This window comes from Vibrio sp. T13N, assembly GCF_032970445.1.
GTDB classification, from domain to species: Bacteria; Pseudomonadota; Gammaproteobacteria; order Enterobacterales; family Vibrionaceae; genus Vibrio; species Vibrio diabolicus.
The window spans coordinates 23,833-46,213 of sequence record NZ_JAWJYE010000016.1 but is presented as its reverse complement, the minus strand read 5'-3'; the positions used below and the strand labels follow the sequence as shown (position 1 = coordinate 46,213).

Annotated in this window: 24 protein-coding genes; 3 read left to right on the top strand and 21 right to left on the bottom strand. The window is 46.5% G+C overall.

Annotated elements, in window-relative coordinates; genetic code table 11:
- Window positions 1-3 precede the first annotated feature (3 nt).
- The 21 genes from atpD to R2S67_RS19930 form a co-directional block, all read right to left on the bottom strand.
- Window positions 4-1,407: a F0F1 ATP synthase subunit beta gene (gene atpD, locus R2S67_RS20030; protein ID WP_005383849.1), complete on the bottom strand. Its 1,404-nt coding sequence runs from the start codon at window positions 1,405-1,407 to the stop codon at window positions 4-6.
- A 35-nt stretch (window positions 1,408-1,442) separates the two neighbouring features.
- Window positions 1,443-2,309, bottom strand: coding sequence for a F0F1 ATP synthase subunit gamma (gene atpG, locus R2S67_RS20025; RefSeq protein ID WP_150916029.1), 867 nt, complete (start codon window positions 2,307-2,309; stop codon window positions 1,443-1,445).
- Window positions 2,310-2,353: 44 nt separating this feature from the next.
- The gene (gene atpA, locus R2S67_RS20020) at window positions 2,354-3,895 is read right to left on the bottom strand and encodes a F0F1 ATP synthase subunit alpha (RefSeq protein WP_005394084.1); all 1,542 of its coding nucleotides are present in this window, start codon (window positions 3,893-3,895) and stop codon (window positions 2,354-2,356) included.
- Between the two features lie 13 nt (window positions 3,896-3,908).
- Window positions 3,909-4,442: a F0F1 ATP synthase subunit delta gene (gene atpH, locus R2S67_RS20015; protein WP_005394085.1), complete on the bottom strand. Its 534-nt coding sequence runs from the start codon at window positions 4,440-4,442 to the stop codon at window positions 3,909-3,911.
- Window positions 4,443-4,456: 14 nt separating this feature from the next.
- The gene (atpF, locus tag R2S67_RS20010; RefSeq protein WP_031780375.1) at window positions 4,457-4,927 is read right to left on the bottom strand and encodes a F0F1 ATP synthase subunit B; all 471 of its coding nucleotides are present in this window, start codon (window positions 4,925-4,927) and stop codon (window positions 4,457-4,459) included.
- A 74-nt stretch (window positions 4,928-5,001) separates the two neighbouring features.
- A complete protein-coding gene (atpE, locus tag R2S67_RS20005; RefSeq protein ID WP_002540812.1) occupies window positions 5,002-5,256 on the bottom strand; it encodes a F0F1 ATP synthase subunit C in 255 nt (84 codons plus the stop codon).
- 57 nt (window positions 5,257-5,313) lie between these two features.
- Window positions 5,314-6,126, bottom strand: coding sequence for a F0F1 ATP synthase subunit A (atpB, locus tag R2S67_RS20000; RefSeq protein ID WP_005378922.1), 813 nt, complete (start codon window positions 6,124-6,126; stop codon window positions 5,314-5,316).
- Window positions 6,127-6,134: 8 nt separating this feature from the next.
- Window positions 6,135-6,524, bottom strand: a complete 390-nt coding sequence (locus R2S67_RS19995; RefSeq protein ID WP_005378921.1) for a F0F1 ATP synthase subunit I — start codon at window positions 6,522-6,524, stop codon at window positions 6,135-6,137.
- 189 nt (window positions 6,525-6,713) lie between these two features.
- Complete coding sequence (locus R2S67_RS19990; RefSeq protein ID WP_046874588.1) at window positions 6,714-7,595, bottom strand: ParB/RepB/Spo0J family partition protein; 882 nt, start codon at window positions 7,593-7,595, stop codon at window positions 6,714-6,716.
- A gap of 24 nt (window positions 7,596-7,619) precedes the next feature.
- On the bottom strand, window positions 7,620-8,393 hold the full coding sequence (locus R2S67_RS19985) for a ParA family protein (protein ID WP_005383838.1): 774 nt from the start codon (window positions 8,391-8,393) through the stop codon (window positions 7,620-7,622).
- Window positions 8,394-8,403: 10 nt separating this feature from the next.
- Window positions 8,404-9,039 carry a 16S rRNA (guanine(527)-N(7))-methyltransferase RsmG gene (gene rsmG, locus R2S67_RS19980; protein WP_317346714.1) on the bottom strand — a complete coding sequence of 212 codons (636 nt, stop codon included), beginning with the start codon at window positions 9,037-9,039 and terminating at the stop codon, window positions 8,404-8,406.
- Window positions 9,039-10,934 carry a tRNA uridine-5-carboxymethylaminomethyl(34) synthesis enzyme MnmG gene (gene mnmG, locus R2S67_RS19975; RefSeq protein WP_005394094.1) on the bottom strand — a complete coding sequence of 632 codons (1,896 nt, stop codon included), beginning with the start codon at window positions 10,932-10,934 and terminating at the stop codon, window positions 9,039-9,041. The genes rsmG and mnmG overlap by 1 nt, the downstream gene beginning before the upstream one ends.
- A 476-nt stretch (window positions 10,935-11,410) precedes the next feature.
- Window positions 11,411-11,845: an FMN-binding protein MioC gene (gene mioC, locus R2S67_RS19970; RefSeq protein WP_005394096.1), complete on the bottom strand. Its 435-nt coding sequence runs from the start codon at window positions 11,843-11,845 to the stop codon at window positions 11,411-11,413.
- A gap of 100 nt (window positions 11,846-11,945) precedes the next feature.
- Window positions 11,946-13,307 carry a tRNA uridine-5-carboxymethylaminomethyl(34) synthesis GTPase MnmE gene (gene mnmE, locus R2S67_RS19965; RefSeq protein ID WP_012841264.1) on the bottom strand — a complete coding sequence of 454 codons (1,362 nt, stop codon included), beginning with the start codon at window positions 13,305-13,307 and terminating at the stop codon, window positions 11,946-11,948.
- A gap of 130 nt (window positions 13,308-13,437) precedes the next feature.
- Complete coding sequence (gene yidC, locus R2S67_RS19960) at window positions 13,438-15,060, bottom strand: membrane protein insertase YidC (protein WP_005394100.1); 1,623 nt, start codon at window positions 15,058-15,060, stop codon at window positions 13,438-13,440.
- A 2-nt stretch (window positions 15,061-15,062) separates the two neighbouring features.
- A complete protein-coding gene (gene yidD, locus R2S67_RS19955) occupies window positions 15,063-15,320 on the bottom strand; it encodes a membrane protein insertion efficiency factor YidD (protein ID WP_005378822.1) in 258 nt (85 codons plus the stop codon).
- Window positions 15,287-15,610 (bottom strand): ribonuclease P protein component, encoded by a 324-nt coding sequence (rnpA, locus tag R2S67_RS19950; protein WP_005394102.1) that lies wholly within the window; start codon window positions 15,608-15,610, stop codon window positions 15,287-15,289. The genes yidD and rnpA overlap by 34 nt, the downstream gene beginning before the upstream one ends.
- Before the next feature lie 46 nt (window positions 15,611-15,656).
- A complete protein-coding gene (gene rpmH, locus R2S67_RS19945) occupies window positions 15,657-15,791 on the bottom strand; it encodes a 50S ribosomal protein L34 (protein WP_005378825.1) in 135 nt (44 codons plus the stop codon).
- Window positions 15,792-16,033: 242 nt separating this feature from the next.
- Window positions 16,034-16,771, bottom strand: coding sequence for an amino acid ABC transporter ATP-binding protein (locus R2S67_RS19940; RefSeq protein WP_005378827.1), 738 nt, complete (start codon window positions 16,769-16,771; stop codon window positions 16,034-16,036).
- Window positions 16,768-17,439, bottom strand: a complete 672-nt coding sequence (locus R2S67_RS19935) for an amino acid ABC transporter permease (RefSeq protein ID WP_005378829.1) — start codon at window positions 17,437-17,439, stop codon at window positions 16,768-16,770. The genes R2S67_RS19940 and R2S67_RS19935 overlap by 4 nt, the downstream gene beginning before the upstream one ends.
- A gap of 114 nt (window positions 17,440-17,553) precedes the next feature.
- Window positions 17,554-18,300: an amino acid ABC transporter substrate-binding protein gene (locus R2S67_RS19930; protein WP_005378831.1), complete on the bottom strand. Its 747-nt coding sequence runs from the start codon at window positions 18,298-18,300 to the stop codon at window positions 17,554-17,556.
- Between the two features lie 412 nt (window positions 18,301-18,712).
- Here R2S67_RS19930 and dnaA point away from each other — a divergent pair, with 412 nt between their 5' ends.
- From dnaA to recF, 3 genes are all read left to right on the top strand, one after another.
- Window positions 18,713-20,119, top strand: coding sequence for a chromosomal replication initiator protein DnaA (gene dnaA, locus R2S67_RS19925; RefSeq protein WP_005378835.1), 1,407 nt, complete (start codon window positions 18,713-18,715; stop codon window positions 20,117-20,119).
- Window positions 20,120-20,182: 63 nt separating this feature from the next.
- Window positions 20,183-21,283: a DNA polymerase III subunit beta gene (gene dnaN / locus R2S67_RS19920; RefSeq protein WP_005394106.1), complete on the top strand. Its 1,101-nt coding sequence runs from the start codon at window positions 20,183-20,185 to the stop codon at window positions 21,281-21,283.
- A gap of 9 nt (window positions 21,284-21,292) precedes the next feature.
- The gene (gene recF / locus R2S67_RS19915; protein ID WP_005394107.1) at window positions 21,293-22,372 is read left to right on the top strand and encodes a DNA replication/repair protein RecF; all 1,080 of its coding nucleotides are present in this window, start codon (window positions 21,293-21,295) and stop codon (window positions 22,370-22,372) included.
- Window positions 22,373-22,381 lie beyond the last annotated feature (9 nt).

The window sequence follows — 22,381 nt, the reverse complement described above, 5'->3', positions numbered from 1 at the left end:
GCCTTATAGCTTCTTCGCATTCTCAATAGCATCGTCGATGCTACCGCAGTACATGAATGCCTGCTCAGGAATGTCGTCGTATTCACCAGCTAGTAGACCTTTAAAGCCACGTAGAGTCTCTTTTAGAGGTACGTAAATACCAGGGTCACCTGTAAATACTTCTGCTACGTGGTAAGGCTGAGTTAGGAAACGCTCAATCTTACGTGCACGAGATACAACTTGCTTATCTTCTTCAGATAGCTCGTCCATACCTAGGATAGCAATGATATCTTTCAGCTCTTTGTAGCGCTGAAGTGTCTGCTGAACGCCACGAGCAACTTCGTAGTGATCTTGACCAACTACTAGTGGATCAAGCATACGAGATGTTGAATCTAGTGGGTCGATCGCAGGGTATAGACCCATTGCAGCGATGTTACGGTTAAGTACAACCGTTGCATCCAAGTGCGCGAACGTGGTTGCTGGAGACGGGTCAGTCAAGTCATCCGCAGGTACGTATACCGCCTGTACAGACGTGATAGAACCTGATTTCGTTGACGTGATACGCTCCTGAAGTACACCCATCTCTTCTGCAAGAGTTGGCTGGTAACCTACCGCAGAAGGCATACGACCTAGCAGTGCCGATACCTCTGTACCTGCCAGTGTGTAACGGTAGATGTTATCAATGAACAGTAGTACGTCACGACCTTCGTCACGGAAACGTTCTGCCATTGTTAGACCAGTCAGTGCAACACGTAGACGGTTACCTGGTGGCTCGTTCATCTGACCGTAAACCATCGCTACTTTCGATTCTTCAGGCTTCTCAACGTTTACAACGCCCGCTTCCTGCATCTCGTAGTAGAAATCGTTACCTTCACGAGTACGCTCACCAACACCCGCAAATACGGATAGACCTGAGTGCTGTAGTGCGATGTTGTTGATAAGTTCCATCATGTTAACGGTCTTACCCACACCTGCACCACCGAATAGACCGATTTTACCACCCTTAGCGAATGGACAAATTAGGTCGATTACTTTAACGCCCGTTTCTAGAAGTGCGATCTCGTTTGATTGTTCTTCGTAGCTTGGTGCGCTGCGGTGGATAGAGTAAACCTCTTCCGCGCCCACTTCACCACGCTCATCAATCGCGTCACCTAGGACGTTCATGATACGACCTAGAGTTTTAGTACCGACTGGTACTGAAATTGGAGCGCCAGTGTTAACCACTTCAACTCCACGACGTAAACCATCAGAGCTACCCATTACGATACAACGAACTACGCCACCGCCTAGCTGTTGTTGAACTTCAAGAACTAGACGCTCTTTTGAGTCCGTTACGTTTAGAGCGTCATATACACTAGGTACATTGCTCTGTGGGAACTCTACGTCGACTACCGCACCGATGATCTGTACGATCTTACCTGTAGCCATCGTTAATCCTCTAAACTATTTCGTTTTACCTAAGCTTAAACCGCAGCAGCACCACCAACGATTTCCGATAGTTCTTGTGTGATCGCAGCCTGACGGGCTTTGTTGTACACAAGTTCCAAATCGTCAATCAAGTTGGTTGCGTTATCCGTTGCAGCCTTCATCGCAATCATTCGAGCCGCTTGTTCACAAGCAAGGTTCTCAACCACACCTTGGTATACCTGAGACTCTACGTAACGCACTAGTAGCGTATCCAGTAGAGGTTTTGGCTCAGGCTCATAGATGTAGTCCCATGAGTGCTCACGCTGCATCTCTTCGCTGTCCGATTTAGGCAAAGGTAGCAATTGATCGATCGTTGGTTGCTGAACCATAGTATTAACAAACTTGTTGAATACTACGTATAGACGGTCCAGCTCACCTTCATCGTATTTCTTCAGCATTACGCCAACAGAACCGATTAGGTCTTCTAAGCTTGGGTTATCACCCAGGCCAGAAACCTGTGCCGCAACTTTTGCGCCACCATGTTTAAAGAAAGCTGTTGCTTTTGAGCCAACAACGGCAAGCTCAATCTCAGCACCTTTCTCTCTCCATGTTTGCATGTCTGTAACGGCTTTTTTGAACACGTTAATGTTCAAACCACCACACAGACCACGGTCTGTCGAAACGATGATGTAACCAACACGTTTAGCTTCACGCTCTTCTAGGTACGGATGACGGTACTCTAGGTTTGCGTTAGCCACATGACCGATCACTTTACGCATTGTTTCAGCGTATGGACGAGAAGCTTCCATTGCATCTTGAGAACGACGCATTTTTGAAGCTGCTACCATTTCCATCGCTTTCGTAATTTTCTGCGTGCTTTTAACACTACCGATTTTATTACGTATCTCTTTTGCGCCGGCCATCGTTACTCTCCGTTAGTTGGTGGCAGAAACTGCCACCGACCTAATTACCAAGTTTGGGTTGCTTTGAAGTCGTCAGTCAGTTTCTTCAACTGAGCTTCGATTTCATCGTTGTAAGCGCCAGACTTGTCGATCTCAGCTGCTAGTTCAGCGTATTGACCGCGAGCGTACGATAGTAGAGCCGCCTCGAAATCTAGAACTTTATTAAGTTCTACATCATCAAGGTAACCGCGCTCTGCCGCGAAGATAGTTAGAGCTTGGTCAAATACAGACATTGGAGCGTACTGCTTCTGCTTCATTAGTTCTGTTACTTTTTGACCATGGTCTAGCTGTTTCTTCGTTGCTTCATCAAGGTCAGAAGAGAACTGAGCAAATGCAGCTAGTTCGCGGTACGCAGCTAGTGCTGTACGGATACCACCTGATAGTTTCTTGATGATTTTCGTCTGAGCTGAACCACCTACACGAGATACTGAGATACCTGGGTCAACAGCTGGACGAACACCGGCGTTGAATAGCTCAGTTTGTAGGAAGATCTGACCATCGGTAATCGAGATTACGTTAGTCGGTACGAATGCTGAAACGTCACCTGCTTGAGTTTCGATGATAGGAAGAGCAGTCAATGAACCAGTCTTACCTTTCACTTCACCGTTAGTGAAACGCTCTACGTACTCTTCGTTTACACGAGCTGCACGCTCTAGTAGACGCGAGTGTAAGTAGAATACGTCACCTGGGAATGCCTCACGGCCTGGTGGACGTTTAAGTAGTAGAGAGATCTGACGGTAAGCTACCGCTTGCTTAGATAGGTCATCGTAAACAATCAGTGCGTCTTCACCGCGATCGCGGAAGTATTCACCCATCGCACAACCTGCGTATGGCGCTAGGTATTGCAGCGCTGCAGATTCAGAAGCTGATGCAACTACAACGATAGTGTTTTGTAGTGCGCCGTGCTCTTCTAGTTTGCGAACTACGTTAGCGATAGTCGATGCTTTCTGACCAATTGCTACGTAGATAGAGAAAATACCAGAGTCTTTCTGGTTGATGATCGCGTCGATCGCCAGTGCTGTTTTACCAATCTGACGGTCACCGATGATAAGCTCACGCTGACCACGACCGATAGGGATCATTGAGTCAACTGACTTATAACCAGTTTGCACAGGTTGGTCTACCGATTTACGGTCGATTACACCTGGTGCGATCACTTCTACAGGCGAAGTCATTTTCGCTTCGATTGGACCTTTACCATCGATAGGCTCACCCAGCGTGTTTACTACGCGGCCTAGTAGTTCTGGACCAACTGGCACTTCAAGAATGCGGCCAGTACCTGTAACTTTCATGCCTTCCTTAAGGTCAGCATATGGGCCCATTACAACCGCACCAACCGAGTCACGCTCAAGGTTAAGTGCCAGTGCATAACGGCCACCCGGTAATTCAATCATTTCACCTTGCATCACGTCCGCTAGGCCGTGGATGCGGATGATACCATCGCTTACCGATACGATAGTACCCTCGTTGCGAGCTTCACTAACAACTTCGAAAGATTCGATACGTTGTTTGATTAGATCGCTAATTTCCGTGGAATTAAGTTGCATGCTCCAATCCCCATTAAGACTGCAATGCATCGCTCAGGCGGTTCAAACGACCACGCGCTGAGTCATCGATGACTAGGTCTCCGGCTCGAATAATAACCCCACCAAGTAGGGTCTCATCTACACTGCAATTCAGCTTCACTTTGCGTTCAAGACGCTTTTCAAGTTTGCTGCCAATGTTTGCAAGTTGCTCATCAGAAAGTTCTGTAGCTGAAATGACTTCAACATCGATTTCTTTCTCATGCTCTTTCTTCAGAGTGTAAAACTCTGTGCAAACATCAGGAAGGGCCGCTAAACGACCATTCTCAGCCATCACCTTCAAAAGGTTTTGACCGTGCGTATCAACTTGTTCGCCGCAAACTGCAACAAAAATCTCTGCCATTTTATCAGCAGAAACCGAACCGGTTAGAAGTTCGTTCATTTGTTCGTTTTTGGCCACTTCAGCAGCAAAAGATAACATTTGGCCCCATTGGTCCAACTGGTCTTTCTCTAAAGCAAAGTCGAAGGCTGCTTTAGCATAGGGGCGTGCGATAGTAGTCAAATCAGACATATGCGCCCCCAGACTTAAAGTTTTGCAGTAATGTTGTCGAGAATATCTTTTTGCGCATCTTTATCGATAGAACGCTCAAGGATTTTCTCAGCACCAGCTACAGCCAGAGTAGCAACTTGTTTGCGCAGGTCATCGCGCGCACGATTGCGTTCAGCTTCAAGTTCTGCTTCTGCTTGCGCTAGGATTTTCTGGCGTTCTGCCTGAGCTTCCTCGCGAGCTTCATCAAGAATTTGAGACTTGCGCTTGTTCGCTTGTTCGATGATCTCAGTTGCTGTGCGCTTCGCTTCTTTCAATTGATCAGAAGCGTTGGCTTGTGCTAGATCCAAGTCTTTCGCAGCACGTTCTGCTGCTTGAAGGCCATCAGCAATTTTCTTCTGACGCTCTTCGATCGCTTTCATCAATGGTGGCCATACATACTTCATGCAGAACCACACAAATAGTGCAAACGAGATTGCTTGACCTAGCAGAGTTGCGTTTATGTTCACAACAGCTACCCCTCTATTTGGACTTAGTGTTAATCAGTGACAAGCGCTAATCGCTCGTCCCGAGTTAAAGGTGATTAACCTAGTTGACCAACGAATGGGTTTGCGAAAGTGAATAGTAGCGCGATTACGATACCGATCATTGGAACCGCATCAAGTAGACCCGCGATGATGAACATCTTAACTTGTAGCATAGGAGCCATTTCTGGTTGACGTGCAGCACCTTCTAGGAATTTACCACCTAGCAGTGCGAAACCAATCGCTGTACCAAGAGAAGCAAGACCGACGATAATACCTACGGCGATTGCAGAAAAGCTCAGTAAAGTTTCCATTACTATCTCCAATTTATAGTTGTTGGCTTAGTGCCCAAATAAAAAGCTTTAAAAAAATTAATGATCAGGATCTTCGTGTGCCATTGACAGGTAAACAATTGTCAACATCATGAATACGAAGGCTTGAATCGTAATAACCAAGATATGGAAGATTGCCCACGGTAGTGAACCCATCCATTGTAAGTACCATGGTAGCATTGCCGCACAAAGAATGAATACAACCTCACCCGCGAACATGTTACCGAACAAACGCATACCAAGTGATAGAGGTTTCGCCAGTAGCGATACCACTTCAATCAGTAGGTTAAACGGAATCATAAGTGGGTGATTGAATGGATGTAGTGCAAGTTCTTTTGCGAATCCACCTAGACCTTTCACTTTGATGCTGTAGTAAATCATCAATGCAAAAACGCCTAGAGCCATAGCCATGGTGATATTCACATCAGCAGACGGTACAACCTTAAGGTAAGGGATACCTAGCCAATGTTCTGCTGGGTACGGTAAGAAGTCGATAGGAACTAAGTCCATCACGTTCATCAAAAATACCCAACAAAAGATAGTCAGTGCTAAAGGCGCGATCAGTGGGTTGCGTCCATGGAACGTGTCTTTGACGTTATCGGCGACAAATTCAACGATCATTTCTACAGCACACTGAAGCTTACCCGGTACACCCGCTGTTGTTCTCTTCGCTACTTTGTAAAAAATTCCGAGGAAGATTAAACCAGTAAACCAAGAAAAAAACAGGCTATCGATATGTACGTTCCAGAAACTTGTCTCCGACCCTACTAAACCCAACTTATACAGCGATAGGTTAGAAAGGTGGTGGGCAATGTAACCGGACGATGTTAGCGCTTCACCTGGCGCAGCCATAACTCATCCTATTTTTTGTTGTTAATGAATAGCACTGGTGCACAGATATTAATACCTAGTACCAGCAAATAGGTTAGTTTGAGGGGAACAAGTTCCACCTGCATATACATGTAGGCAACATAGAACAGTGCAACCGTGATGAGAATTTTCAGTACTTCACCCGTATAGAAGGAAGCCGCGATGCGCTTGGCAGCGCGAGCCCCACTAAACATGAAAGCACACAGCGCGAATACTGCATTGGCAACAACAAAAATGCCTCCGCCAATCAGCGCTGAAAATCCCCAGTCAGGATTTATGGCTACCGCCATTCCTGCTGCCACAAAAATAACCGCGCCAGACTGGATCATTAACAATTGCCTTGCGAGCTCTCGTCCTGGTCTAGCTAACGCAGCTACCATGTATTCGTACCTCTAGTAATATCCACTTCGCACTAAACTCTCTGTGCTGGGAAATTGGCGAAAATTATACGTTCAGTTCAACGTAAAGCAATTCGATTGCATCAAAAACTTACAGTTTTGTTTACAAAACGACAACTTTCGCACAAAATTCGATTAATTAGATTAATTGACCTAAATCAATTATCTCATCTAGGCCTCAAGCTTGGCAATTAGTTGGTCCAATTTGTGAGGCTCATCAATACTTATCGTCAATTTCGCTTTTCCGTTTGCAGAACGGGTCAGAGAAACTTTTGCATCAAGCAGCTGACTCAATTTATGCGACATTTGCTCAGCTTCGGTATCTTCTTGTTGCCCTTTTTGCTCATTTTGTGGGGCTAAGCACTTTTTTACTAACTGTTCGGTTTGGCGAACAGTCATTTGCTTTTTCGCGACTTGTTGAGCAACCTCAACCTGCTTCTCACCCTGCAAGGCCAATAGCGCTCGCGCATGACCCATTTCTAGCAATTTATCCGCAACCAAGCTTTTCACATCGGACTCAAGCTGGTTTAAACGTAACAAGTTACTGACCGTCGTTCTCGACTTACCAATCACTTCTGCGACTTGTTGATGCGTAAGCGTAAATTCGTCTTGTAAGCGCTCAAGCGCTTGTGCTTCTTCAATCACATTCAAGTCTTCACGTTGAATGTTCTCAATCAACGCCATGGCAATCGCCGCGCGATCTTCGACTTTCTTCACCAAACACGGCACGCGTTTTAAACCAGCCTGCCTTGCCGCACGCCAGCGGCGCTCACCTGCGATGATCTCAAACTGGCCGCTTTCAACCTGGCGAACCACAATTGGCTGAATAATGCCTTGTGACTGAATCGAAGCCGCTAATTCTTCTAGCGCTTCAGGCGCCATATCTTTACGCGGTTGGTATACGCCCGGTTGCAATTGACCAATCGCTAAGTCGGTTAACTCACCGTCTGCCGATAATTCTTGGCTATGCGATGCAATATGCTGTTTTTCACGAGCAAACGAACTGGTCGACAATAACGCATCCAGTCCTTTTCCGAGACCACGCTTAGACATGGGATTGAATTCCTTAGGTTAGAGTTAAACTGGGATTTCTTCGCGGCGGAGCATTTCGCCCGCTAGAGCAAGATACGCTTTGGCCCCTGCAGAGTACTTATCGTAGTACATCGCTGGTTTACCGTGACTTGGCGCTTCGGCCAAACGCACATTACGCGGAATGACGGTACGGTAAACTTTATTGCCAAAGTGTTTTTTAAGTTGATCGGACACTTCATTCGATAGGCGGTTGCGCGGGTCGTACATAGTACGCAGTAAACCTTCGATTTTGAGGTTTTCATTAACCACAGCCGCTAACTTGCTGATTGTGTCCATAAGAGCAGTTAAACCTTCTAACGCAAAGTATTCACATTGCATCGGCACCAGCACAGAATCAGCTGCCGCCATCGCATTGATTGTAAGAAGGTTTAGAGAAGGAGGACAATCAATAAAGATGAAATCATAGTTATCGCGAACTGACGACAATGCATTTTTTAAACGCACTTCGCGAGCGAACACTTCCATCAATTTGATCTCTGCCGCGGTTACGTCTCCGTTCGCCGCGATCAAATCATACTTCCCTGTGGTTTGGGTACAAACGACTTGATCGAACGGTGTATCTTCGACCAAAAGATCGTATGCGGTGGCATCGACCATATATTTATCCACGCCACTGGCCATCGTAGCATTGCCTTGCGGGTCGAGATCGATCACCAAAACCTTGCGCTTTGTTGCCGCCATCGAAGCCGCTAAGTTAATGCACGTTGTTGTTTTGCCGACCCCACCTTTCTGGTTGGCGATTGCTACAATTTTACCCACGATTACCTCGCTAATTTTCCTTGCGCGATAAGATTACTAGATGACGATCACCTTCCAACTCAGGAACAGCTAAAGATATGATCTCTGTCACACTGCACCATTCAGGAAGCTGATCCATTTCATCTTTAGGGTGCTGTCCTTTCAGCGCTAGAAACACCCCATGCTCTTGTTTCGGCAAATGGTGGCACCATTCCACCATGTCTGTCATTGAAGCAAAAGCTCGACTCAAAACGCCATCAAATTTTTCTTCAGGTTGGAATTCTTCGACGCGACTTTGAATTGGTGTCACGTTTTTCAGCCCTAATGTGTGCACGACTTGCTTGATAAAACGGATGCGTTTGCCAAGACTGTCGAGCAAGAAGAAGGTCTTCTCAGGGTTCATGATTGCCAAAGGTATGCCCGGTAAGCCCGGACCAGTACCAACATCAATGAATCGCTCACCGGACAGGTGTGTGCTCACCACGATGCTATCAAGAATATGTTTCACTAACATATCAAGCGGATCGCGCACCGACGTTAAGTTGTACGCTTTGTTCCACTTATCGAGCAGTTCGACGTAACCGACCAATTGCTCTCTTTGTTGCTCTGACACTTCTAAATCGGTTTTCGCGATCAGTGAATCCAGCTTTGTTCGCAATGCGCTCATTATTCTTCCTCACCTTTCTTCAGCAAACCATGCTTTTTCAAGTGAACAAGTAGAATAGAAATTGCAGCAGGCGTAATACCAGAAATGCGCGATGCAATACCGATGCTCTCTGGTTTGGCTTCACTCAGTTTAGCAACGACTTCGTTTGATAAACCTTTTACATCGCGGTAATCCAAATCAGCAGGTAACTTGGTATTTTCGTGACGTAGTGATTTTTCGATCTCTTCCTGCTGACGCTTGATGTAACCATCGTATTTTACTTGAATTTCAACTTGCTCAGCCGCTTGCTGATCTTCAAGTGCAGGAGCAAACGCTTCAAGTTGCGTCAGTTGCGAATAAGTGATCTCAGGACGACGCAGAAGATCCTCACCACTCGCTTCACGTGCCATTGGGGTTTTCAGCAGCTTGTTAAGCTCATCAACGCCTTCTGATTTCGGATTCATCCACGTTGATTTCAAACGCTGACGTTCCGTTTCCATGTTATTGATTTTCTCGTTAAAGCGAGCCCAACGAACATCGTCAATCAAGCCTAACTCGCGTGCTTTTTCCGTTAAACGTAAATCGGCGTTATCTTCACGTAGCAACAAGCGGTATTCCGCACGAGAAGTGAACATGCGGTACGGTTCTTTGGTACCCATGGTCGATAAATCATCAATCAATACGCCCATGTAAGCTTGGTCACGACGTGGGCTCCAGCCTTCTTTGTCTTGGCTGTACAAGCTTGCGTTTAGACCGGCCATCAAGCCTTGCGCTGCGGCTTCTTCGTAACCAGTCGTACCATTAATCTGACCAGCAAAGAACAGACCATGAATAAACTTGGTTTCGTACGTTTGCTTCAAATCACGTGGATCGAAGAAATCGTATTCAATCGCATAACCAGGACGAACGATATGCGCATTTTCAAAACCTTTCATTGAGCGAACGATTTGTACTTGCACATCAAATGGTAAGCTAGTCGAGATACCGTTAGGGTATAGCTCGTGCGTCGTTAAACCTTCTGGCTCAATGAAGATTTGGTGGCTATTTTTATCCGCAAAACGCATCACTTTGTCTTCGATCGACGGGCAGTAACGCGGACCAATGCCTTCAATCACACCCGCGTACATCGGACTGCGATCCAAGTTGCTACGGATCACGTCGTGCGTTTGCTCATTGGTGTGCGTAATAAAACATGGGATCTGACGCGGGTGTTGTTCGCGTTTACCCATGAATGAAAATACAGGGGTAGGGTTATCACCGTGCTGAGCTTCAAGCACTGAAAAATCAACAGTGCGAGCATCAATGCGCGGTGGGGTACCCGTTTTTAAACGATCCACACGGAATGGCAGCTCACGTAATCGATCCGCTAATGCGATCGACGGTGGATCCCCTGCACGTCCGCCTGAAGAGCTCTCCATGCCAATGTGGATCTTACCACCAAGGAACGTACCTACCGTTAGTACGACGGCTTTCGCATGGAAGCGAAGTCCCATTTGAGTCACCACGCCAACCGCGCGGTCTTGCTCAACAATCAGATCATCCACTGACTGCTGGAACAGTGTTAAGTTAGGTGCATTTTCTAATGCGTTACGGACGTACGCTTTGTACAGAGCGCGATCGGCTTGAGCTCGAGTCGCTCGAACTGCAGGACCTTTGGAGGCATTTAGTGTACGGAATTGAATACCTGCATGGTCGATGGCTTCAGCCATCAAACCGCCCATAGCATCCACTTCTTTTACTAAGTGACCTTTACCAATACCACCAATCGCCGGGTTACAAGACATCTGGCCTAATGTATCGATGTTATGGGTAAGGAGAAGCGTTTTTTGTCCTGTGCGTGCAGATGCGAGCGCGGCTTCCGTTCCTGCGTGTCCGCCACCGACAACAATGACGTCAAAGTTTTCGTGATAAAGCATGAACTGACCTCAGGTATTCAAGGGATTTAATGGACAGATAAAGGAGCAGTATTTTACCTGCTTTATGCCACAGAGAAAAACGTTTTCTCGTTTTATCCGTTTTAAGCTTCAAGATAAATATATATAAGATCTATATATATGATCTTTTATTAGATCTACTATTAGGATCGACCGTTTCTGTGGATAACCTAAAAATGATCAACAAGATCATGGATCTTCTTTGGATCATATCTTGTGATCATGATTGGATCAGATCGAGGATTTCCTGGGATCAAAAGTGGTAGTTATACACAGGGGGTCAAATTGATCAAAGTTGTTATTGGGATAACTAAAGGAAAATAACTGGATCTTATCGTAGTTATCCACAGCTCGTTTGGTTGGTTTTTGAGCAGTTAAACAAAATAATTTGACGGGAGTTATTCACATTGGGGAAAACAGAGCCGAATTTCGACTCTGTTGAAGGGAAAGCGGGGAGCTTAAAAGCGTTCGATATTCTCTTTTAACCATGCCTCAGCGGCGTCTTCGGGTACTGCATGGCTCAGTACATCAATCTTAAGACAATCAGCGAGCGGTGTGGCACCAATGTCCTCTAGTAAATCATAAGCGTGTTGACCAGCGGCGCAGAACGTATCATAGCTTGAGTCACCAATCGCAATCACTGCGAACTTTACGTCGGTCATTTTCGGCGGGGTATTTTGTAATGCCGCGATAAAAGGTTGAATATTATCAGGGTACTCACCAGCCCCATGGGTTGAGGTGATCACCAACCACGTTCCTTGATTTTCGATCTCATCAAGGGATGGCTGATTGTGGATCGTTGTTTCAAATCCATTCTCGTTGAGTAGATCACTCAGGTGATCCCCTACATATTCTGCGCCACCTAGCGTGCTGCCTGTAATAATGTGGATCATACTTCTTCCTTATTGAATGCGACGGCTAAAGCTCATGGATGGCTTGCCGTACAAAAAGAAACGCGGTGTGAGTTAAGCTCAGCACCGCGCGTTCGATTATTTACTTACCGATACAGAATGAAGAGAAGATTCGGCCCAGCAAGTCGTCAGAACTGAACTCGCCGGTAATCTCGTTGAGATGCTGTTGAGTGATGCGCAGCTCTTCTGCCAGTATCTCACCAGCCATATAGCCTTCAAGCTGTTCCTGGCCTATTTGAAGGTGCTGTGCGGCGCGTTCCAACGCATCGAGGTGACGGCGACGAGCCATAAAGCCACCCTCACTGTTGCCTGAGAAGCCCATGCATTCTTTGAGGTGTTCACGCAGAGCTTCAACCCCTGCACCAGTTTTCGCTGACAAGCGGATGAGGGTAGGGTTATTGACGTGGCAGATCCCCATTTCTTCACCCGTTTGATCCGCTTTGTTTCGGATCACGGTTATGCCGATATTGTCGGGTAGGCGATCCACAAAGTCTGGCCAGATATCTTTCGGATCGGTGGCATCGGTTGTGGTGCCATCCACCATGAACAAGACGCGGTCTGCTTGAGCTATTTCATCCCACGCGCGCTCGATACCGATTTTCTCGACTTCGTCGGAGGCATCACGCAGACCTGCCGTATCAATGATGTGCAGTGGCATGCCATCAATGTGGATATGCTCACGCAGGACGTCACGCGTGGTACCTGCGATGTCGGTTACGATTGCAGACTCTTTGCCTGATAGCGCGTTCAGTAGGCTTGATTTGCCCGCATTTGGACGACCTGCAATCACGACTTTCATCCCTTCACGCATGATCGCGCCTTGGTTGGCTTCTTTGCGCACCGCATCTAGGTTGTCGATGATGGCTTGTAGGTCACCAGCCACTTTGCCGTCGGCCAGAAAGTCGATCTCTTCTTCTGGGAAGTCGATGGCTGCCTCAACATAGATACGCAAATGAATCAGCGACTCAACTAAGGTATTAATGCGCCCTGAAAAGGCGCCCTGTAAGGATTGCAGCGCCGATTTTGCTGCTTCTTCAGAACTTGCATCAATGAGGTCTGCAATTGCTTCTGCTTGAGCGAGGTCGAGTTTATCGTTCAAGAACGCACGTTCAGAGAACTCACCAGGGCGAGCTGCTCGAATACCATCAATACCTAGAATGCGTTTTATCAGCATATCCATCACGACGGGGCCGCCATGGCCTTGCAGCTCAAGTACGTCTTCACCTGTAAATGAGTGCGGGTTAGGGAAGTACAGAGCGATGCCCTGATCAAGCACAGTGCCATCTTCTGACTTAAACGGCAGGTACTCTGCATAGCGGGGCTTTAGTGTCTTACCCGTGACTTCTAACGCCACTTGGTTGGCTTTAGGGCCTGATACTCGAATAATACCGACACCGCCACGACCAGGCGCGGTCGCTTGAGCGACAATCGTATCTGTAGTCATAATTTTGCCTTTTGAGCTGGGCTATAGGGAAGATACCTAGGGAGCCATCACAGTTAATTAGCTGAATTGTAATCAGCCAAAAACAAAAAGGCGACCTTTTGGCCGCCTTTCTCAATCATTTCCTAAAAGGTTACTTGCTGTGTAAGCCTTTTTTCTCTAATCCTTTGTAGATCAGAGTTTGCTGGATAAGCGTTACGATGTTCGACACCAACCAGTACAGAACGAGACCTGATGGGAAGAACAAGAAGAAGAAGGTAAACATAACCGGCATAAAGGTCATGATCTTCTGCTGCATTGGATCCGTTACTGTTGTCGGGCTCATCTTCTGGATTAGGAACATTGACGCACCCATCAGTAGAGGCAGGATGTAGTAAGGGTCCTGCGCTGAAAGGTCATGAATCCAACCGAAGAATGGAGAGTGACGTAGCTCAACCGATTCCATTAGTGCCCAGTAAAGCGCGATGAAGATAGGCATCTGTAGGATAAGAGGTAAACAGCCACCTAGTGGGTTCACTTTCTCTTTCTTGTACAGTTCCATCATTTCTTGGCTCATACGTTGGCGGTCATCACCGATACGCTCACGCATTGCTTGCAGCTTAGGCTGAAGCATACGCATTTTCGCCATAGACGTGTATTGCGCTTTTGTTAGTGGGTACATTGCACCACGAACGATGAAGGTCAGACAGATGATTGCCACACCCCAGTTACCAACAAAGCTCTGGATGAATGAAAGCAACATATGAAGAGGCTTCGCAATGAACCATAACCAGCCGTAGTCCACTACTAGGTCTAGGTTAGGTGCCACTTCTGCCATTTCATCTTGCAGTTTTGGACCAACCCAAAGTGTTGCTTCAAACTTAGCCTGATCGCCTGTTGCGATAGTTTTGTTCGGCATACGAACGCCGATGTCGCCTAGGTTGCCAATTACACGAGTGTATAGGTTGGTACCTGGTTCGTTACGTGGGATCCAAGCTGCGGCAAAGTAGTGCTGAATCATTGCTGCCCAACCTTGGCCATCGGCTAGGTTTAGAGACAGGTTGCGATCCTGCATATCATCAAAGCTGTACTTCTTGTAACGCGTATCTTCTGTAGAGTATGCGCCACCACGGTAAGTAGGCATTGTGATGCTACCACCATCGTCCATTAGGTTTTGACGTAGGTGAGCGTACATACCAAATGTTGCGTTATTGCCTGAGTTGTTCACTACATCGTATTCAACATTAAGCGCGTAGCTGCCGCGTTTAAAGATGTAAGTTTTGGTGTATTCGATGCCGTTTGCAGTGAATGTCATCGGAACACGAAGTTCATCTTGACCGTCAGCTAGAGTGAAGCTGTCTGCACTTACGTTGTAGTGAGGGCGATTTGTGCTGCTCAAGTCGATACCTTGAGGACCCACTAGACCGCTTTGAGCGATAAATTGGTGACCTTGAGCGTCTTTAAGCAGAACAAAAGAATCTGATGAATCTAACTCAGCAGAGTATTCGTTAAGGTTGGCATGTACCACATCGCCACCAACGGTGTCGATCGACAGAGTTAAAACATCAGTCGTTACTGTGATAGTTTTTGCAGAAGCTTGCTGTTGGCCAGGAACTGGGTCAAGTTCATCAGCAAAAGATGGTGCAGGTAGAGTGCTGCTTGATTGAGCCTGTTCAACTGCTTGAGGTTCTGGATTCTTTGCAACTTGCCATTGTTGAAACAGCAAAAAAGAAACCAGGGCCAAACCGATGAGCAGGATATTACGTTGAGAATCCATCGTTAGTTATCTCTGTCTTGTTTTTGGACTGGTGGAACGGGGTCATACCCCCCTTCATTCAAAGGGTGGCATTTTAATAGACGTTTGCCTGATAACCAACATCCTTTTACAAAACCGTGAGCTCTCAAAGCTTCTAGCGCGTAAGTGGAACAAGTTGGTGTGAACCGGCAACGAGGACCAATCAAAGGGCTGATAAACCAGCGATACAGATAAACGAGCCCAATGGCTATCCACGTGAAGGGCGAGACAGGCGTTGCCATAGCTTATCAAACAACTTAAAAATTTCCTCATTGCTTAAATCTTGCGCGCTTTTCTTCGCAATCACAACAAAATCTTTGTTTGGAAGCTGATGTTGATTGTTACGAAAGCTTTCACGAGCCAAACGCTTAAATCGGTTACGACCGACAGCCGTTTTGATTTGCTTTTTTGGAACCGCTAAACCTAATCGTGGATGAGAAAGTTTGTTATTGCGAGCAATGATGGTGAAATGAGGCGAGCCAGCTCGATGAGCTTGCTGGAAGACGTTTTGATAATGCTCGGGAGTTAACAAACGTAACTCCCGATTAAACGCGTACGTGTTCAAAATAAACTAGCGATTATTTTGATAGGCGCGCACGGCCTTTTGCACGACGTGCGTTGATAACTTTACGACCGTTCTTAGTTGCCATGCGAGCACGGAAGCCGTGAGTACGCTTGCGCTTTAGAACTGTAGGTTGAAAAGTGCGTTTCATGATAATTACCTTTACTGATCAGTAGTTTTAGGTTCTTGTTAAACCCGGCGTGGGTATTTGCTTTCTTATATAAAGAAGCTCTTTATATAGAGAAGGACAACCGACGCCTCTCAACAAAGAGGCGGAATTGTAATCACACTCACATAATGTGTCAATGACTCAATGAGTACGAAATTCCGGCCGGGCGATTATACGTAGTGTGAGTAAAATCTCAAGGATCAATCGATCCTGATACTTGATCGTTACTCTATTCCTACTTGGTTAAGGAATTTTTTCAAACGAGGATCTTGTGGATTATCGAAGATATCCTGTGGAGAACCTTGCTCTACGATATTGCCTTCCGCCATGAAGATCACTCTATCTGCGACTTCTTTCGCGAATTGCATCTCGTGCGTCACCACCAGCATGGTTTGATGCTGATTAGCTAACTTCTTCATTAATGAGAGAACTTCACCGACCCATTCAGGATCCAGCGCAGAAGTTGGTTCGTCAAACAACAGCAGTTCTGGTTGCAGCGCCATCGCTCGGCCGATACCCACACGTTGTTGTTGGCCGCCAGACAATGCCGCTGGATAACTATCGCCTTTATCCCCAAGGCCGATGTCATCCAGAATTTGTTGAGCTCGTTTGAGAGCATCGGCTTTTTTCCAGCCTCGAACGGTCACTAGACCTTCGGCAATGTTCTGGCGCGCATTCATATGGGCAAACAGGGCATAGTTTTGGAACACAAAGCCAGTTCGACGACGCAGCGCTAATACTTCGGCTTTAGTGTGTTTTTGAGTATCAACGGAGATGTCATCTATCGTGATACGACCTTCATCTGCTTGTTCTAGAAAGTTCACCGTACGCAGCAAGGTTGATTTACCCGTGCCACTTGAGCCGATAATCACGATGATCTCACCTTGCTTAATATCGAGGTCGATGCCTTTCAGCACTTCAGTCTCACCAAAACGTTTGTGAATATTTTCTAACTTAATCATCGTACGTACGCCTTATTCAGTTTTGCTTCTGCCCAGATTTGTACGCGAGTCAGAATCACCACCACGCCCCAGTAAATAAGAGCAACCGCAAGGAAAGCTTCAAAGAAACGGAAACTTGATGAGGCTTCCATCTGTGCTTTCGCCATGATTTCGGCCACACCAAGCGTGAAAGCGAGAGACGTTGACTTGATCATATCGATGAAATAGTTCATCAATGAAGGCAGTGCGACACGCGTTGCTTGAGGTAAAATCACTCGGCGCATTGCTTGGGATGTCGTCATACCGACCGATAAGCTCGCTTCCATTTGGCTGCGATCAATACCAATAATGGCGGCACGAATACTTTCCGCCATATAAGCGGCAAAGTGCAGCGTTAAACCGATCACCGCTGCTGAGAAGGCATCAATACCCACCATCAATGGGAAGATTTGTGGTAAGCCATAATAAAGCAGGAAAAGCTGAACTAAGAGTGGGGTGCCACGGAAGAAGCTGATGTACAGTTGGCTTAATTGATCCAGAACTGGCAGTTTAAATACGCGAATATTGGCTAAAATGACGGATAAAATCAGTGAAAACACCAATCCCCACGTCGCCATTTCCATGGTAGTGCCAAGATATTTCAGCAATATCGGCAGCAGTTCCAACATGTAATTAAAGTCAAATCCCATACGGCTTACCTAAAGGCTAGAGAAAAGAAAAGGTGGAAAACAAGTTCCACCTTTACGTAAGTTTATTTTAGTCCGAGAGTGATACCACTTTGCGGCCTAAAGTACAAAGAGTTCTTATTTCGTGATGTCAGCGCCAAACCACTTCACGGAAATTTTCTCTACTGTACCATCTGCGCGCATCTCAGCCAGTGCTTTGTTTACTTCTTCTTGCAGCTTACGACCTTTCTCGTTGTCCACGAAAGGCCATGCGTTTTGAATGGTCTCAAACGGTTCGCCCGCCAATTCCAGAGGAAGACCGGTTTTCTTAATCAGCTCTAATGCAGAAAGACGATCCATTACAAATGCATCTGCACGACCGAGTGCCACATCATGTTCGATACCAGTGTCGTACGTTTTGATGTTGATCTTGCCATCTTTGTCGTACTGACGAAGCAGTTGCTCGAAGTTAGATCCTAGGTTCACAGCAACGGTTTTACCCGCGAGATCGTCAACACCTTTGATGCTGTCGTTGCCTTTACGCACGGTAATTTGTGCGCCATCTACAACGTAAGGGTCTGCGAATAGGTATTTGGCTTTACGCTCATCAGTCATGGTGATTTGGTTGGAGATCGTATCGATGCGACCGGTTTCTAGCAGACCAAATAAACCAGAGAAGTTGGCTGTTACGTATTCGATTTTGTAATCGTTGCGTTTGCCGATTTCATCCCACATGTCGACTTCAAAGCCTTGTAGCTTATCTTGCTTTACAAAAGTAAACGGGAAGTAGCGACCTGACATACCAACTTTGACTTCAGTAGCGGCTTGTACGGTTGCTGCCGACAGTGCAATGGCTGCAACGGCAACCTTAATCCAGTTTTTCATAATACATCTCCATAATTTTATGGTTGGAAATACTACTGTTAGTTAGCTCAATTAAATAAATAACCAAGAGCAATAACCTAGACCTGTGAGTTATTAGATAATAGAAGAAGAATGTTAAATGTGACGAAAATGCGAACTGAACCAGGGGAAATGATCGACAAAATCAGCATTGGGAATAAAATAATACACAGACTTATCACCAATCACTCGATCTTGTGAATTTTGCCCAATTGTGGATCGTTGTGTGGGCAAATTTGGGGCAAGGTGTGTTGATCTCATCAAGTTTGCAGAAATAATTGTGAATAACTTGGATCTTATTCACTGGATCGTCGATCAATCGCTGGCGATCTTGGTTATCAACAGGTAAAATTGCCAGTCTTTTCCGATAATTCAATTACTCAGTGGGGGCACCGTGTCATCTTCGCTTTGGCTGCAATGTTTGCAGCAGCTTCAAGAAGAGCTACCAGCTACAGAATTCAGCATGTGGGTTCGTCCGCTACAAGCGGAGCTCAATGACAATACTCTCACTCTATTCGCGCCAAACCGCTTTGTGTTGGACTGGGTGCGTGATAAGTATCTGAACAATATTACTCGCTTACTGCAGGAATACTGTGGTGGCGACATTCCTAACTTACGCTTTGAAGTGGGGAGCCGACCTGTCTCTGCTCCAAAACCTGCGCCGACACGTACGCCTGCAGATGTGGCTGCGGAGTCATCTGCACCTGCGCAATTACAGGCGCGTAAGCCAGTACACAAAACTTGGGATGACGACGCTCAAGCGATTGCGGCGATCAATCACCGCTCAAACATGAACCCAAAACACAAGTTCGACAACTTTGTTGAAGGTAAGTCGAACCAATTGGGTTTGGCTGCGGCGCGTCAGGTATCGGATAACCCAGGTGCAGCTTACAACCCACTATTCCTATACGGCGGCACGGGGTTGGGTAAAACCCACTTATTGCATGCGGTGGGTAACGCGATTGTGGATAATAACCCGAACGCGAAAGTGGTCTACATGCACTCAGAGCGTTTTGTGCAAGACATGGTGAAAGCGCTGCAAAACAATGCGATTGAAGAATTCAAACGCTACTACCGCAGTGTGGATGCACTCCTTATCGATGACATCCAATTCTTTGCTAATAAAGAACGTTCGCAAGAAGAATTCTTCCATACCTTCAACGCACTATTGGAAGGTAACCAGCAGATCATCTTAACGTCTGACCGTTATCCTAAAGAGATTAATGGCGTTGAAGATCGTCTTAAATCTCGCTTTGGTTGGGGTCTTACTGTTGCGATCGAGCCACCTGAGCTTGAAACGCGTGTGGCGATCTTGATGAAAAAAGCCGAAGATCACCAAATCCACCTTGCTGATGAAGTGGCATTCTTCATTGCCAAGCGTCTGCGTTCGAACGTCCGTGAGCTAGAAGGTGCACTGAACCGCGTTATCGCTAACGCGAATTTCACTGGTCGTCCAATCACGATTGATTTTGTGCGTGAAGCGCTGCGCGATCTGCTTGCTCTACAAGAGAAGCTGGTGACGATCGACAACATTCAAAAGACGGTGGCGGAATACTACAAGATAAAAGTGGCGGACTTGCTGTCCAAACGTCGCTCTCGTTCCGTAGCGCGTCCTCGTCAGCTGGCCATGGCGTTAGCAAAAGAACTAACCAACCACAGCTTGCCAGAAATCGGTGATGCGTTTGGGGGCCGTGACCATACGACCGTACTTCATGCGTGTCGCAAGATTGAGCAGCTGCGTGAAGAGAGCCACGATATTAAAGAAGATTACTCTAACTTGATTCGCACCCTGTCCTCGTAATCGGTTAGAATAACGGTATTCTAAGCAAATCATTTATTGAGCTGACAGCGTAAAGAGCCAAGCATGAAATTTACCATTGAACGTAGTCATTTAATCAAACCGCTACAGCAGGTTTCGGGCGCTTTAGGTGGCCGACCAACTCTGCCAATCCTGGGTAACCTACTTCTTAAAGTAGAAGAGAACGTATTGTCGATGACGGCAACCGATCTTGAAGTAGAGTTAGTAAGCAAAGTGACGCTAGAAGGTGATTTTGAAGCGGGCAGCATTACCGTTCCTTCGCGTAAGTTTCTCGATATCTGCCGTGGTTTACCGGACGATGCGATCATCACATTTGTTTTAGAAGGTGATCGCGTACAAGTTCGCTCTGGTCGCAGCCGTTTCTCATTGGCAACGCTTCCTGCGAACGATTTCCCCAATATTGAAGACTGGCAAAGTGAAGTGGAAGTATCACTGAGCCAAGCCGATCTACGTACGCTGATCGACAAAACTCAGTTCTCGATGGCGAATCAAGACGTTCGTTACTACCTCAACGGTATGTTGTTTGAAATTGACGGTACCACGCTACGCAGCGTGGCGACGGACGGCCACCGTATGGCGGTATCGCAAACTCAGCTAGGTGCGGATTTTGCGCAGAAGCAAATCATCGTGCCACGCAAAGGTGTGCAAGAATTAGTGAAGTTGATGGATGCACCAGAGCAGCCCGTAGTACTTCAGATCGGTAGCTCCAATGTTCGTGCTGAGGTGAATAACTTTACTTTTACCTCTAAGTTGGTTGATGGTCGTTTCCCTGACTACCGCCGCGTATTGCCTCAGAGCACCAATAAGACCCTAATAGCAAGTTGTGACGAGTTGCGCCAAGCCTTTTCTCGTGCTGCGATTCTTTCCAACGAAAAATTCCGTGGCGTGCGTGTGAATCTGGCTGATACTGAAATGCGCATAACCGCGAATAACCCAGAACAAGAAGAAGCGGAAGAGATGCTTGATGTGACCTTTGAAGGTGACGCCATCGAAATCGGCTTTAACGTAAGCTATGTGCTTGATGTTCTGAACACGTTGCGTTGTGAAAATGTACGTGTGTCGATGTCGGATGCTAACGCTAGCGCATTGATTGAAAATGCCGACGATGACAGTGCCATGTACGTGGTGATGCCAATTCGTCTATAAGCCAACTGAATGCCTCTTTCTCGTCTCATCATTCAGCAGTTTCGAAACATTAAAGCCTGTGATATTGAGTTATCAGCAGGCTTTAACTTTCTTATCGGGCCGAACGGCAGCGGTAAAACCAGTGTCTTAGAAGCGGTTTACCTGCTCGGGCATGGCCGCTCATTCAAGAGCTCTCTCACCGGACGAGTGATACAAAATGAGTGTGACGAACTGTTTGTTCATGGTCGTTTTTTGAACTCGGATCAATTTGAGCTACCTATCGGCATTAATAAGCAGCGTGATGGCTCAACAGAGGTTAAAATAGGCGGTCAATCTGGACAAAAATTAGCGCAGTTGGCACAAGTTCTGCCTCTGCAGTTGATACACCCAGAAGGGTTTGATTTACTGACAGATGGCCCTAAACATCGTCGCGCGTTTATTGATTGGGGCGTGTTTCATACCGAGCCCGCTTTTTATCAAGCATGGGGAAGGTTCAAGCGCCTGAACAAGCAGCGCAACGCGCTGTTGAAAACCGCCAATAGTTATCGTGAGCTCAGTTATTGGGATCAGGAAATGGCAGGGTTGGCTGAAAACATCAGCCAATGGCGAGCAAGTTACATCGAGCAGATGAAAACCGTCGCAGAAACTATCTGTCAGACATTTTTGCCAGAATTTGAGATCCAATTGAAGTATTATCGTGGCTGGGATAAAGACACCCCATACCACGAGATACTAGAAAAGAATTTTGAGCGTGATCAGGCATTGGGATACACCTTTAGTGGCCCAAACAAAGCTGATTTGCGCATTAAAGTGAACGGAACGCCCGTTGAAGATGTTCTGTCACGCGGTCAATTAAAACTCATGGTGTGTGCATTGCGTGTCGCGCAAGGGCAACACCTGACAGAGATGACCGGTAAACAATGCATTTACCTAATTGATGACTTCGCGTCGGAATTAGATAGCCAACGTCGCAAGCGTCTTGCTGACTGCTTAAAAGAGACGGGCGCACAAGTATTTGTAAGCTCTATCACTGAAAGCCAAATCGCCGATATGTTGGACGATAACGGTAAATTGTTTCATGTGGAACATGGCAGGATAGAGTCAAACTAGAAGAGAGAA